Raw genomic sequence first — 12,964 nt, 5'->3', positions numbered from 1 at the left:
TTACCCGTCCGCGCGGGCTGCGGGCGGTACGCCGCGTTGCGGTGTGGCACCCGGAAACAAACCGGGCCGTGTGCGGGGGCGGGGGAGTACCCCGTACCCGACACGGCCCAGGCTGCTGGATGGTTCAGGCCTTGCGAGCCGGTTCGCTCGCGTCCGTGGTCAGCTCGGCCAGGAGCTCGTTGACCTCGGACTCGCGGAACCGGCGGTGCCCGCCGGGGGTCCGGATCGAGCCGATGCGACCTGCCGTCGCCCACCGGGTGACCGTCTTCGGGTCCACCCGGAACAGTGCTGCCACCTCGCCTGGGGTGAGCAGTCGTCCGCCCATCGTCGCGGTCATTTTCCGCCTCCTTAACGCCCTCACTGCTATACCGGAGGCAATCCGGGCCATTTTGGCCCGTCGCGCCGGGGTAGCCAACACGGCAATCGTTGCACTTCACCCGTCAGGTACTCGAACGGTTGTCAAAGAGTAAAGAGCCCTTAAAGGTCAAAACGGACAGGTTGCTTACGGTGTGCAACTATCAGATCCGGTCACTTGAAGTGCGGAGACGAGTCTTCCCCTGTCCAGTGGGTGCTAGGCGTGGTGCCAATGGGGGATTGTCCAACCGCATAGAGTGATGCCGTGGATCAGTTGGACCGGAAGATCATCGCGGCGTTGCGCATCAACGGACGGGCCACCTATGCCGATCTGGGGCGGGCCGTCGGGCTGTCCGCCTCGTCGGTGCACGAGCGCGTGGGCAAGCTGGAGGCCGCCGGCGTGATCACCGGCTACCACGCGGTCGTCGATCCGAGCTCGGTCGGGCTCGGCGTCACCGCCCTCGTCGGCATCCATCCGACGGACACGGCGACGGACGAAGACGTCGCCGACGCGCTCGGCGAGCTCGACGAGGTCGAGAGCTGCTACGCCGTCGCGGGTGACGAAGCCTTCGTCGTCAAGGTGCGCGTGCCGACCGTCGACGAGCTGGAGCGGACGCTCAGCCGGCTCCGGCGCATCCCCGGCGTCGGGCGGACGAACACCACCGTCGTGCTCTCGACCCGCTTCGAGGGCCGCCCGAACAACGCGGCCGGCGCGGGCGTGGAAAAGGACCGGCCGGGCGGGGCGTAACCTGCGTTGGTGTGAGCGACGAGAAGGCCGGCACCCTGCCCCGTGACCTGACGCTGTACCTCCTGGCCCGGTTCGTGCTGGTCGGGGTGATCGGCTGGGCCCTGAGCCTGGTGGGTGTGCCCCTGCTGGTCGCGCTGCTCATCGGCTTGGTCGTCGGCCTGCCGCTCGGGCTGCTGCTGTTCCGCCCGCTCAACGCCCGCGTCACGGCCGGCCTGGCCAAGCGCAACGAGAACCGCGCGCGGGCCCGGGCCCAGCTGCGCGCGCAGCTGCGTGGCGACGCCGCCGGGCAGCCGGAATGAGCCGCCTGCACAGCCGCAGCTGGGTGCGCGAGGCCGTCCGGATCATCGAGGCCGACGCCAACCGCAGCGCCGACACCCACCTGCACGTCTTCCCGCTGCCCCCGGAGTGGGGCATCGACCTGTACCTCAAGGACGAGTCCGTCCACCCGACCGGCTCGCTGAAGCACCGGCTCGCCCGGTCGCTGTTCCTCTACGGGCTCGTCAACGGCCAGATCGGGCCCGACACGGTGCTCGTCGAGGCCTCCAGCGGCTCGACGGCGGTCTCCGAGGCGTACTTCGCCCGGATGCTCGGCCTGCGTTTCATCACCGTGGTGCCGCGGCGGACGAGCAAGGAGAAGATCGCGCTCATCGAGTTCTACGGCGGTGAGTGCCACTACGTCGACCAGGCCCCGGCGATGTACCCCGAGGCCGAGCGGCTCGCGGCCGAGTGCGGCGGCCACTACCTCGACCAGTTCACCTACGCCGAGCGCGCGACGGACTGGCGTGGCAACAACAACATCGCCGAGTCCGTGTTCGCGCAGATGCGCTCCGAGCGGCACCCGGTGCCGTCCTGGATCGTCGTCGGCGCGGGCACCGGCGGCACGAGCGCGACGTTCGGCCGGTACGTGCGCTACAAGCGGCACACCACGAAGGTCTGCGTCGTCGACCCGGAGAACTCGTCGTTCTACGGCGCCTGGCAGACCGGCGCCCTGGACTACGCGACCGGGATGCCGTCGCGGATCGAGGGCATCGGCCGGCCGCGGTGCGAGCCGTCGTTCGTGCCCGGCGTGATCGACGAGATGTTCCGGATCCCCGACGCCGGTTCGCTGGCGGCGGTCCGGCTGCTGCGTGAGCACACCGGGCACTGGGCGGGTGGCTCCACCGGCACCAACCTCTACGGCGCGTTCCGGCTCATCGCCCGGATGGTCGAGGACGGCCAGGCGGGCAGCGTCGTCACGCTCCTGTGCGACGGCGGCGAGCGCTACGCGCACACCTACTACGACGACGAGTGGGTCACCCGGCAAGGTCTGGACCTCGCGCCGCACACGGCGTTGTTCGAGGAGTTCCTGGTCACCGGGAAGTTCCCCGTCGAGGAGATCGACGACTAGAGGTTCAGGCCGACCGCGGCCAGGACGGCCCAGGCGAGCATCGCCAGGCCGGTGTCGCGCAGCGCCGGGATGAGGTCGCGGCCGGTCGCGTTGTGCCGGATCGCGCTGACGGACTGGTACAGCAGCGACGCGCTGATCAGCGGGAGCGCGGCGAGCGAGTGCGTGGCGAACCCCATGACCAGCGCGAGCACGTACGGCACCGCGAGCAGCGCCAGGTAGAGCCGCCGGGTGCCGCGGTCGCCGAGGCGCGTGGCCAGGGTGAGCTTGCCGGACTCGACGTCGGTCGGGATGTCACGCAGGTTGTTGGCCGTCAGGACCGCCGTCGAGAAGCAGCCGACGGCGACCGCGCACGCCAGCGCGGCCCAGCTGATCCGGCCGGCCTGGACGTAGACCGTGCCCAGCACCCCGGCCAGGCCGAAGAAGACGAACACCGCGATCTCGCCGAAACCGTAGTAGCCGTAAGGCTTCTTGCCGCCCGTGTAGAACCAGGCGCCGAGGATGCAGAGGCCGCCCATGGCCAGCAGCCACCAGTACCCGGTGAGCGCGACGAGCAGCAAACCCAGCACCCCGGCCAGACCCAGCGCGATCAGCGCCGCGGTGAGGACGGCTTTCGGAGCGGCGACGCCGGAACCGACCAGCCGCAGCGGTCCGACGCGGTTCTCGTCGGTGCCGCGGATGCCGTCGGAGTAGTCGTTCGCGTAGTTGACGCCGACGATCAGCGAGAGCGAGACCAGCAGCGCCAGCAGCGAACGCCACCAGGAGAACGCGTCCAGCGCGATCGCCGCGCCGACCCCCGCCACCACCGGAGCCACCGCGTTCGGCAACGTCCGCGGCCGGGCCCCCTCGATCCACTCGCTCAAGCTCGCCATGGACGTCATTCAACGCCATGACGATCACGCCCGAGCGGGAGCCCGGGAGGTCAGTCGGAGGTCGGCAGCTGCCAGACGAGGGAGCCGCTGTTGGGGTCCACCGTCGGGCCCTCGGCGGCCAGCGCTGTGCCCACCGGAATCAGGACACCCAGTGCGACGGCGGTGCTGATCAGGGCCGTGCGAATCCAGCGCGTCATGGTGAGTAGCCAAGCGGGTGCACCCTGTGCGTGTCAACGAAGTGCGGCCGATCAGCCGCCGAAACCCGCCAGAAGTCGGACCCGCACGGCCGCCCGGTCGATCTTGCCCGGCCCGCGAAGGGGCAGCTCAGCGGCGTACTCGAGCCGTTTGGGCGTGGACGGCGCGCCCAGTTCGGCCCGGACGGCGGCGCGCAGTTCGTCGGCTGCGCGCGGTTCACCGGCTGGGACGACCAGCGCCACCACGGCCTCGCCCCACTCGGCGTCCGGCAGGCCGACGACGCAAGCGTCGCGCACGCCCGGCTGCGCGGTCAGGCAGCGTTCGATCGCGTTCGCCGACACCTTCACACCGCCGGTGTTGATCATGTCGTCGGCCCGGCCGAGCACCTCGACCCGGCCGTCGGCGTGCCGGACCCCGCGATCGGACGTCGTGAACCAGCCACCCTCGAACGACTCCGCGGTCAGGTCCGGCCGGCGCCGGTAGCCGTGCGCGAGGACGTCACCGGCGATCCGGATCCGGTCCCCGGCGACGTCGACGCGGACGCCGTCGAGCGGGACACCGTCGTAGACGCAGCCGCTGGCCGTCTCGCTCATCCCGTACGCGGGCACGATCGCCACGCCGGCCTCGGCGGCGCGTTCGCGCAGCGCGGCCGACGTCGCCGCCGCACCGACGACGATCCCGTCGAACGTCGTCGCCGCGGCCAGCCCGGCGCCGCCGTCCTCGAGCAGCCGGACCAGCTGGGTCGGGACCAGCGCCGTGTACCGCGGGCCACCCTTCAAGGCGGCTGCTGCGGCGGCGAACGCGTCCGGGCGGAAGCCGTCACCGGTCAGGTAGACCGGTTCGGTTCCGGCCAGCAGCGACCGGAGGAGCACCTGCAGGCCGCCGATGTAGTGCGCCGGGGTGGCCAGCAGCCAGTGCCCCGGCCCGCCGAGGCGGCGGTGGGTCGCCTCGGCCGACGCGGTCAGCGCACGGGCCGAGAGCAGCACCCCCTTGGGCGCGCCGGTCGAGCCTGAGGTGGCGATGACCACGGCGGTGTCCGGTTCCGCGGGCTCGCCGGGCGTCATCGCGTCGCGTAGCGCGGGGTCGGTGAAGGGCAGCACGGCCGGACCGCCGCCCAGCGCGTCCGCGAGGGCTCCCTTCAGCGCGTCGAGCGCCGCGGGCGAGCCGTCGAGCTCTACGGGGAGCAGGTCAGTAGTAATAGGGGACGTCCTTGAAGTCGGGGTCGCGTTTCTGCAGGAACGCGTCGCGGCCTTCGACGGCCTCGTCCTGCATGTACGCCAGCCGGGTGGTCTCGCCGGCGAACAGCTGCTGGCCGACCAGGCCGTCGTCGGTGAGGTTGAACGCGTACTTCAGCATCCGCTGGGCCGTCGGCGACTTGGCGGCGATCGTCCACGCCCAGTCCAGGGCCTCTTTTTCGAGGTCGGCGTGCGGGACGACGGCGTTGACCGCGCCCATCCGGTGCATCTGCTCGGCGGAGTATTCGCGGCCGAGGAAGAAGATCTCGCGGGCGAACTTCTGGCCGACCATCTTCGCGAGGTAGGCCGAGCCGTAGCCGCCGTCGAACGAGCCGACGTCGGCGTCGGTCTGCTTGAACTTCGCGTGCTCTGCGGAAGCGAGCGTGAGATCGCACACGACGTGCAGGGAGTGCCCGCCGCCCGCGGCCCAGCCCGGAACGACCGCGATGACCGGTTTCGGCAGGAACCGGATCAGCCGCTGGACCTCGAGGATGTGCAGCCGGCCGGCCCGGGCGGGGTCCACCGTGTCGGAGGTCTCGCCGCTCGCGTACTGATACCCGGAGCGTCCGCGAATACGCTGGTCACCACCGGAGCAGAACGCCCACCCGCCGTCTTTGGGCGACGGGCCGTTGCCGGTGAGCAGGACACAGCCGACGTCGGAGCTGAGCCGGGCGTGATCGAGGGCCCGGTAGAGCTCGTCGACGGTGTGCGGGCGGAAGGCGTTGCGGACCTCAGGGCGGTCGAACGCGACGCGCACCACGCGTTTGCCGTGTCGGCTCTCAGCGGAGCGGTGGTAGGTGATGTCGGTGAAGGCGAAACCTTCGACCTCGGTCCACGCGGCCGGATCGAACAGCTCGGAAACTCGGGCGTCATCCACGTTTGGGAGAATAGGACCTGTGGACACCTTTGCTGTGCCTGATGCCGCCTCGGCGGGGAAAAGTGCCTCGGCGGAGTTCGGAGCCCGCCGGTGAACCCTTCCACCGCGCAGGCCAGGGTCATCGTCGACGAACTCGTCCGCAACACCGTCTCGCACGTCGTGCTGTGCCCGGGCTCCCGCAACGCGCCGCTGTCGATCGCGCTGTACGACGCCGCGGCGGCGGGCAAGCTCCGGCTGCACGTCCGGATCGACGAGCGCGGCGCCGGCTTCCTCGCGCTCGGCATCGCCGCGCGCACCGGCCGTCCGGTGGCCGTGCTCTGCACGTCCGGCACCGCGGCCGCGAACTTCCACCCCGCCGTGCTGGAGGCCGACCGCGCCGGCGTCCCGCTGATCGTGATGACCGCCGACCGGCCGCCCGAGCTGCGGGCCGCGGGGGCGTCGCAGGTCATCGACCAGCACCGGCTGTTCGGCAACGCCGCCCGCTACTTCGACGAGCTGGCCGTCGCCGAGCGCCGCGCCGGGCAGAACTCGTACTGGCGCAGCCAGATCTGCCGGGCCTGGAACGCCGCGTACGGCGAGTGGCGCTGCGGGCCGGTGCACCTGAACATCCCGTTCCGCGAGCCGCTCGTGCCGGATCCGGACGACGACGGCGAGTGGTACGAGTCCTTGGACGGCCGTCCCGACGGCTCCCGCTGGACCGAGCTGCCCGACTTCGGCGCGCTGCCGTCGTTCGTGGTGCCGTCGGCGCGTCACGGCCTGGTCATCGCGTGCGACACCGGCGTCCAGGCGGCGAGCGAGTGGGCCGAGCAGCACGGCTGGCCGGTGATCTCGGAGACCGGCGGCCTCGGGCTGTCCGGCGGCACGGCGATCTCGTCCGGCGCGTGGCTGCTGGGCGTCACGGAGTTCATCACGCGGCACAAGCCGGAGCAGGTGCTCTGCCTGGGCCGGCCGACGGTGTTCCGGCAGATCCAGAACGTCCTCTCCGACGCCTCGGTCGAGGTGCTGCTGGTCCGGCCGGACTCGGACTGGCCGGCGCCCGCGCACAACGTCCGGCAGGTCGGGCAGTGGTTCGACGAGCCGACCAAGCCCGCCGACCCGGAGTGGCTGGCCAGCTGGCGCCGGGCCGACGAAGCGGCGTCCACGGCGGTCGCGTCGGTGCTGGCGTCGGAGCCGTGGCCCTCGGGGCTGCGCCTGGCGTCGGAGCTGGTGGACGCGCTGCCGCCGGACTCGCTGCTGGTGGTGGGCTCGTCCAACCCGACCCGCGACGTGGCGCTGGCGGGCCGGCTGCGCCCGGACGTCCTGGTCCACCGCAACCGCGGCGTCGCGGGCATCGACGGCACGGTCTCGACGGCGATCGGCGCGGCGACGGTCCACCGCGGCCCGTCGTACGCCCTGCTGGGCGACCTGACGTTCCTGCACGACGCGTCGGGGCTGCTGACCGGGCCCGCGGAGCAGCGCCCGGACCTGACGATCGTGGTCTGCAACGACGACGGCGGCGGGATATTTTCCCTGCTGGAGCAGGGCGCCCCGGAGCACTCGGCGAGCTTCGAGCGGGTGTTCGGCACCCCGCACGGCGCCGACCTGGGCGCGCTGTGCGCGGGCTACCGGGTGCCGCACGTGGTGGCGGAGACGCTGACGGAGTTCCAGGCCGCGCTCCGCCCCGCGCCGGGGCTGCGGGTGGTGGAGGTCCGGGTGGACCGTTCGCGGCACCGTGACCTGCACGCGAGGTTGCGCTCCGCGGTCAGCGCGGCCGTCTCGGCGGTCTGACCCGCTCGCGACGGGCGCCGCGACCGGGCGGACCGACCCTCCAGGCACGCGAGCCGACCTTCTGGGCACGCGAGCCGACTCCCCGGGTACGCGAGCCGACTCTCTGGGCACGTGAGCCGACCCTCCAGGTACGCGAGCCGACGCTCCGGGTACGCGAGCCGACCTTCTGGGCACGTGAGCTGGCCCTCCGGGTGCGTAAGCCGGCCCTCTGGGTACGCGAGCATGGCGCTGCGGGGTAGTACAGGTGCGAGAGGACCGTTCGCAGCACCGTGACCTGCGCGCGCGGTCTGCGCAGGCGGTCGCCGTTCTGACTTGCGGGATTCCAGGCTTGTCGAAGGGCGGATCCGGCAGCCGCGGGTCGCGGTGAGTCGCGGGCGAGCCGTGCAGCGGTCGGCCAGCGTGCCCCGAGGGTCGGCCAGCGTGCCTGGAGGGTCGGCTCGCGTGCTTGGGGAGTCGGCTCGCGTACTCGGAGGGTCGGCTCGCGCGGGGCGCCGTCGTGTCGTGGGCTTCGAAGTGCGGGTGGACCGTTCGCGGCACCGTGACCTGCACGCGAGGTTGCGCTCCGCGGTCAGCGCGGCCGTCTCCGCCGGCTGAAACAACCGGTCAACCGCTTTCCGGGTGTGATCTCAGCAGGCAAGATCCTCCCTTCGGCTGTTCCTGGTGTCTTCCTGGCTGGCTACGTTCGAGCGCGCTGATCCTCACCCGTTGGAGGGATTCGAATGCGTGCAAGAACTCGCACCGGCCTTGGTGTGCTCGCGGCCGGGGTCGCCTCGGTGCTGCTCGCCGGTACCGCCAGTGCGGCCCCGACGCCCGGTGCGCCCGGCGTCGGTGACTCGTACTACCCGAACGCCGGCAACGGCGGGACGGACGTGCTGCACTACGACATCCGCCTGACCTACCAGCCCGCGACCGACGTGCTGGCCGGCACGACGACGCTGCTGCTCACCGCGACCCAGGACCTCTCGCGGTTCGACCTCGACTTCGCGCTGAAGGCGTCGAGCGTGCTGGTGAACAACCGCGCCGCCCAGTTCACGAACCAGACCGGCAACGGCGAGCTCGTCATCACGCCGGCGCAGCCGCTGCTCAAGGGCCAGACCGCCACGGTCGTCGTCGCGTACTCGGACACGCCGTCCACCGAGCAGGTCGACGGGCTCAACGGCTGGAAGAAGGGCCCCTTCGGCGCGCTCGGCGTCGACGAGCCGCAGAGCTCCGCGTGGTGGTTCCCGGCCAACGACCACCCGACCGACAAGGCAACCTACGACGTCTCCATCGAAGCGCCGGATGACAACGTTGCCGTCACCAACGGCACGCTCGTCCGCAAGACGAAGAGCCGCGCCGGCTGGACGCGCTGGCAGTGGCGCAGCACGAAGCAGCAGGCCACCTACCTGACGTCGTTCATCGTCGGCAAGTACGAGCTGAACCAGTCGACGACGCCGGACGGCAAGCCGTTCATCACGGCGTACGGCTCCGACCTCGGCGACTCGCTGTACGCGGCGAAGGCCAGTGTCGAGCGGACGCCGGAGATCGACGCGTTCCTGGCGACGAAGTTCGGGCCGTACCCGTTCGAGGCCGAGGGCGGCGTCGTCACCAGCGGCATCGGCTTCTCGCTGGAGAACCAGACCCGGCCGACCTACGGCACGCGCAACTTCCTCGCGGGCTCCAACACGACGCTCATCGCGCACGAGAACGCCCACCAGTGGTTCGGCGACAACGTCTCGCTCGGCCGCTGGAGCGACATCTGGCTGAACGAGGGCTTCGCGTCCTACGCCGAGTGGCTGTGGTCGGAGCACGAGGGCGAGGGCACGGTCGCCGAGCTGGCGCAGTACACCTACGACTCGAACCCGGCCGACGGTGCCCTGTGGAAGCTCATCCCGGCCGACCCGGGTGCGGACAACCAGTTCGACAACGCGGTGTACGACCGCGGCGCGCTGACGCTGCAGGCGCTGCGCACCGCCGTCGGCGACGAGTCGTTCTTCAAGATCCTGCAGGCGTGGCAGGCCCAGAAGGGCGGGTCGAACGGCCGGATCCAGGAGTTCATCGCGCTGGCCGAGAAGGTCTCGGGCAAGCCGCTGTACGACCTGTTCCAGACGTGGCTGTACACGTCGGGCAAGCCGGCGGTCGGCCCGAACGGCGCTTCGCCTACGGCTTTCACGGCCCGGGCCGCTGCTCCGGCGGCCTCGGTCAAGCCGAAGTCGTTCGACCAGATCCAGGCCAACCACCGGAATCTCGCCGCGGAGCACAAGCACTGAGCAGTACCGCTACGCTCGCGGCGTGAGCACGAGAGGTGAGCGGGCGAGGCGCGTCGGGTGGTGGATAACCCTCGCCGTCGCCTCGCTCCTCACCGTGATGTGCATCTGCCTGCTGTTCGCGGCGATCCGCAACGACCGCTCGATCTCCGGCCAGCTCGGCACGGCGACGGCCACGGTGGACTCGGTGGCGTTCGATCGCACGATCATCCACTTCGAGACCCCGGACGGCATCGTCCACAGCCCGGCCAACGGAGTCCTCTACCCGGACGGCTTGGCCGCGGGCCAGCTGGTCCGCATCGAGTACGACGCGACGGACCCGGAACTGGCCCGGGTAGCGGGCCGCTCGGCGACGCTGACGCTGCTGCCGCTGGGCAGTTTCGTGTTCTTCACGTGGCTGGTGGCGGGGCCGCTGCTGTGGTGGATCCGGCGCCAGAACAAGCGAACACTGGTCGAAGCCGCGGCCTGACCGGCAAACATCCCCCACCACACCCAGGGGGGCGTGCCCTGCTCCAGTCTATCGGCACTGGGTCCCCCGAAGGGGTGACGCGGTGAATCTGTGGACAACCGCAGCCGATGTGGACAACTCAGCCGACCTGGACAACTCAGCCCGGCTGGGCCCTCTCCAGCCACCGGCTCCGCGTGATCTCGTACTCGACCTCACCCTGTTCGGTGCCCGGAAGCACGTCGGTGAAGTCCTCCGCCGAGGTGAACGCGCGGGCGAACGTCAGCCCGGCCGACGCCATCGTCGCCCGTGACGGCGTGTTGACCGCCATCGTCTGGGCGAAGATCCGGTCCAGCCCCAGCTCGGAAAAGCCGTACCGCAGCAGCTCCCGCGAGCCCTCGCCGGCGTAACCCCGCCGCCAGTGCCGGCGCAGCAGCCGGTACCCCAGCTCAGCCTCGCCCTCGACCGAAGGCTGGTCCGGTCCCCGTGGTGGCCGCAGGATCCACCAGCCGACGAAGTCCTCGCCGGTGAAACCCATCCAGAAGCCGAAACCGGGTGAGACGGCCATCCGGCGCCGGTGCGCGGCCTCGACCTCGGCCCGGGTCGCCGCCCGGCCCGTCAGGTACCGCATCACCTCCGGGTCGGAGTCCAGCTCGATCTCCAGCTCCAGGTGCTCGTCGGCCAGGGGGACGAGCGTCAGGCGCGCGGTGTGGAGGGTGGGCATGTCCCGATCTTCACAGCGCGCGCAACCCGTTTCAGCCCGCGTGGGCCGTCTCCTGCCACCAGCCCAGCACCTCGTCCGCCACTCCCGGGGCCGCCACCAGCAGGCCGTCCGTCGGCAACGCCGTGTCTTCGCCGTGCCGGTCCAGCACCACCGCGCCCGCCTCGATGGCCATCGCCACCGAGCCCGCGACGTCCCACTCGTGGTAGCTGTGCAGCACCGCCGCCGCCGCGTGGCCCAGCGCCACCTGGGCGATCGACAGCGCCGCCGAGCCCAGCACCCGGACGCCCGCGTGGGCCGCCGCCGCGCGCTCGATGAACTCGCCCATCCCCGGCCACGGCCCGCGCCGGGCGAACTCCGTGAACACCAGCGCGCCCGCCGTGACGCAGCGGTCGGTGAGCCGGACCGGGGTGCCGTTCGCGCGGGCCCCCCGGCCGCGCGCCGCGGCGTAGATCTGGGCCCGGTACGGGTCCGCCACCACCCCGACCACCGGGCCGGCTGCGTCCACCAGCGCCAGGCTGTAGGCGCACCACGGCACTCCGGCGACGTAGTTCGCGGTGCCGTCCACCGAGTCGACGACCCAGCGGTACTCCGCGACGTCCGCGCCGTGGTCGGCGCCGAACTCGTGGCCCACCACCGGGATGCCCGGGAACTCGGCGGTCAGCACGCGCCGCGTGTGCCGCTCGAGGATCCGGTCGGTGTCGGTGACCCAGTCGAACGGCGAGTCGAGCGTGGCCGGGTGCGCACCCCGGCCGGCGGTCGCGGTGATCACGTCGGTCGCGTCGTTGGCCAGGCGCCCGGCCACTTCGAGGGCCCTCGACAGCAGGCCGGGCTCCACGGGCCGCGGCGGCCTGGAGGACAAGAGGGTCATGCCTGCTTAGTCTGGGCCCCGCTGGTTTCCGGGACACGACCTTGAGATGACATGTCGTGGCCGATCTGTTCCGGCAGCGTTGGCCGCGGTGTCACGCGGTCGCCAGGATCGGGTGCGATCGTCGGGGACGTGCGAGTCGCGATAGTCACCGAAAGTTTCCTGCCCCAGGTGAACGGCGTGACCAACTCCGTCCTGCGGGTGGTCGAGCACCTGCGCGAACGCCGGCACGACGTGCTGATCATCGCGCCCGGCCCCGGCCCGGACTCCTACCGCGGCGCCCCGGTGGTCCGGATCCCGGCGCTCGACTTCCCCGGCGTGCACTCGCTGCCCATCGGCGTGCCGACGCGCACCGTGCTGACGGCGCTGGCCGCGTTCGGCCCGGACGTCGTGCACCTGGCGTCGCCGTTCGTGGTCGGCGCCCGCGGGCTCGCCGCCGCGCGACGGTTGCGGGTGCCCTCGATCGCCGTCTACCAGACCGACATCGCCGGTTTCGCGTCCGCGTACGGCTTCGGCCTCGCCGCGCGCGCCGCCTGGCGCTGGGTGCGGCGGCTGCACTCCCGGGCCGACCGGACGCTGGCGCCGTCCACGGACTCCGTCGAGCAACTGCGGCGGCACGGCGTGCCGCGGGTGCACCGCTGGGCGCGAGGGGTCGACATCGACCGGTTCTCCCCGGCGCACGCCGACGCCGCGCTGCGGGCCGAGCTGGCGCCGAACGGCGAGCTGCTGGTCGGTTTCGTCGGCCGGCTGGCGCCCGAGAAGGAGGTCGACCGGCTGGCCGCACTGGCCGGCGTCCCCGGCATCCGCGTGGTCGTCGTCGGCGACGGACCCGACCTCGAAAGCCTCCGGGCGCAGCTCCCGGACGCGGCCTTCCTCGGCGCGAAGTACGGCGACGAGCTGTCCGCCGCGTACGCGAGTTTCGACGTCTTCGTCCACACCGGACCGCACGAGACGTTCTGCCAGGCGGTGCAGGAGGCGATGGCGTCCGGCCTGCCCGTGCTCGCGCCCGACGCGGGCGGCCCGAAGGACCTGGTGCTGCCCGGCCGCACCGGCTACCTGCTGCCCGCGGACCGCGAGCACTTCGGCCCGGCGCTGCTCGAGAAGATCGACGCCCTGCGGGACGCCGCGCTGCGGGCGAGGCTCGGCGAGAAGGCGCGCAAGGTCGTGCTCGGACGGACCTGGCCTGCCGTCTGCCACGAGCTGGTGGGGCACTACGAAGCGGTGCAGGGCCGAGCCGCGCGCGCGGCTTGAG

At 71.8% G+C, this 12,964-nt stretch carries 14 protein-coding genes; 7 read left to right on the top strand and 7 right to left on the bottom strand.

The annotated features are described in order from the left end of the window. Positions 1-124: 124 nt before the first annotated feature. Positions 125-337 (bottom strand): BldC family transcriptional regulator, encoded by a 213-nt coding sequence (locus OG570_RS08535; protein ID WP_072474890.1) that lies wholly within the window; start codon positions 335-337, stop codon positions 125-127. Positions 338-619: 282 nt separating this feature from the next. Between OG570_RS08535 and OG570_RS08530 the strand changes: the two genes are divergently transcribed. From OG570_RS08530 to OG570_RS08520, 3 genes are read left to right on the top strand one after another with little or no spacing between them, the layout of a single operon-like run. Next, positions 620-1,102 carry an Lrp/AsnC family transcriptional regulator gene (locus OG570_RS08530; RefSeq protein WP_247060317.1) on the top strand — a complete coding sequence of 161 codons (483 nt, stop codon included), beginning with the start codon at positions 620-622 and terminating at the stop codon, positions 1,100-1,102. Between the two features lie 11 nt (positions 1,103-1,113). Beyond that, positions 1,114-1,401 (top strand): DUF4229 domain-containing protein, encoded by a 288-nt coding sequence (locus tag OG570_RS08525; protein WP_247060318.1) that lies wholly within the window; start codon positions 1,114-1,116, stop codon positions 1,399-1,401. Then, positions 1,398-2,489, top strand: a complete 1,092-nt coding sequence (locus OG570_RS08520) for a PLP-dependent cysteine synthase family protein (RefSeq protein ID WP_326956162.1) — start codon at positions 1,398-1,400, stop codon at positions 2,487-2,489. Before OG570_RS08525 ends, OG570_RS08520 begins: the two co-directional genes overlap by 4 nt. Here the strand turns inward: OG570_RS08520 and OG570_RS08515 are convergent. From OG570_RS08515 to OG570_RS08500, 4 genes are read right to left on the bottom strand one after another with little or no spacing between them, the layout of a single operon-like run. Continuing rightward, on the bottom strand, positions 2,486-3,358 hold the full coding sequence (locus OG570_RS08515) for a 1,4-dihydroxy-2-naphthoate polyprenyltransferase (RefSeq protein ID WP_326956161.1): 873 nt from the start codon (positions 3,356-3,358) through the stop codon (positions 2,486-2,488). The two genes, OG570_RS08520 and OG570_RS08515, sit on opposite strands and share 4 nt — an antisense overlap. 50 nt (positions 3,359-3,408) lie before the next feature. After that, entirely contained in the window at positions 3,409-3,555 is a 147-nt protein-coding gene (locus OG570_RS08510) for a hypothetical protein (RefSeq protein WP_326945906.1), read from the bottom strand. A gap of 51 nt (positions 3,556-3,606) precedes the next feature. Then, positions 3,607-4,740, bottom strand: coding sequence for an o-succinylbenzoate--CoA ligase (menE, locus tag OG570_RS08505; RefSeq protein ID WP_326959930.1), 1,134 nt, complete (start codon positions 4,738-4,740; stop codon positions 3,607-3,609). A gap of 1 nt (position 4,741) precedes the next feature. After that, the gene (locus OG570_RS08500; protein WP_326956160.1) at positions 4,742-5,665 is read right to left on the bottom strand and encodes a 1,4-dihydroxy-2-naphthoyl-CoA synthase; all 924 of its coding nucleotides are present in this window, start codon (positions 5,663-5,665) and stop codon (positions 4,742-4,744) included. A gap of 90 nt (positions 5,666-5,755) precedes the next feature. Between OG570_RS08500 and menD the strand changes: the two genes are divergently transcribed. From menD to OG570_RS08485, 3 genes are all read left to right on the top strand, one after another. After that, positions 5,756-7,432 carry a 2-succinyl-5-enolpyruvyl-6-hydroxy-3-cyclohexene-1-carboxylic-acid synthase gene (gene menD, locus OG570_RS08495; RefSeq protein WP_326956159.1) on the top strand — a complete coding sequence of 559 codons (1,677 nt, stop codon included), beginning with the start codon at positions 5,756-5,758 and terminating at the stop codon, positions 7,430-7,432. A 719-nt stretch (positions 7,433-8,151) separates the two neighbouring features. Further along, complete coding sequence (locus OG570_RS08490; protein ID WP_326945909.1) at positions 8,152-9,681, top strand: M1 family metallopeptidase; 1,530 nt, start codon at positions 8,152-8,154, stop codon at positions 9,679-9,681. A 22-nt stretch (positions 9,682-9,703) separates the two neighbouring features. Next, positions 9,704-10,147 (top strand): DUF3592 domain-containing protein, encoded by a 444-nt coding sequence (locus OG570_RS08485; RefSeq protein WP_326956158.1) that lies wholly within the window; start codon positions 9,704-9,706, stop codon positions 10,145-10,147. Between the two features lie 136 nt (positions 10,148-10,283). Here OG570_RS08485 and OG570_RS08480 read toward each other — a convergent pair whose 3' ends face one another. Continuing rightward, positions 10,284-10,847: a GNAT family N-acetyltransferase gene (locus tag OG570_RS08480; RefSeq protein WP_326956157.1), complete on the bottom strand. Its 564-nt coding sequence runs from the start codon at positions 10,845-10,847 to the stop codon at positions 10,284-10,286. Positions 10,848-10,878: 31 nt separating this feature from the next. Continuing rightward, positions 10,879-11,715 (bottom strand): inositol monophosphatase family protein, encoded by an 837-nt coding sequence (locus OG570_RS08475; RefSeq protein WP_247060331.1) that lies wholly within the window; start codon positions 11,713-11,715, stop codon positions 10,879-10,881. A 177-nt stretch (positions 11,716-11,892) separates the two neighbouring features. Between OG570_RS08475 and OG570_RS08470 the strand changes: the two genes are divergently transcribed. Next, positions 11,893-12,963 carry a glycosyltransferase family 4 protein gene (locus OG570_RS08470; protein ID WP_326945912.1) on the top strand — a complete coding sequence of 357 codons (1,071 nt, stop codon included), beginning with the start codon at positions 11,893-11,895 and terminating at the stop codon, positions 12,961-12,963. The last annotated feature ends 1 nt before the right edge of the window (position 12,964 follow it).

The organism is Amycolatopsis sp. NBC_01286 (genome assembly GCF_035982555.1).
Taxonomy (GTDB): Bacteria; Actinomycetota; Actinomycetes; order Mycobacteriales; family Pseudonocardiaceae; genus Amycolatopsis.
The sequence above is the reverse complement of the archived record's forward strand: the minus strand, read 5'-3'. Positions and strand labels throughout refer to the sequence as shown.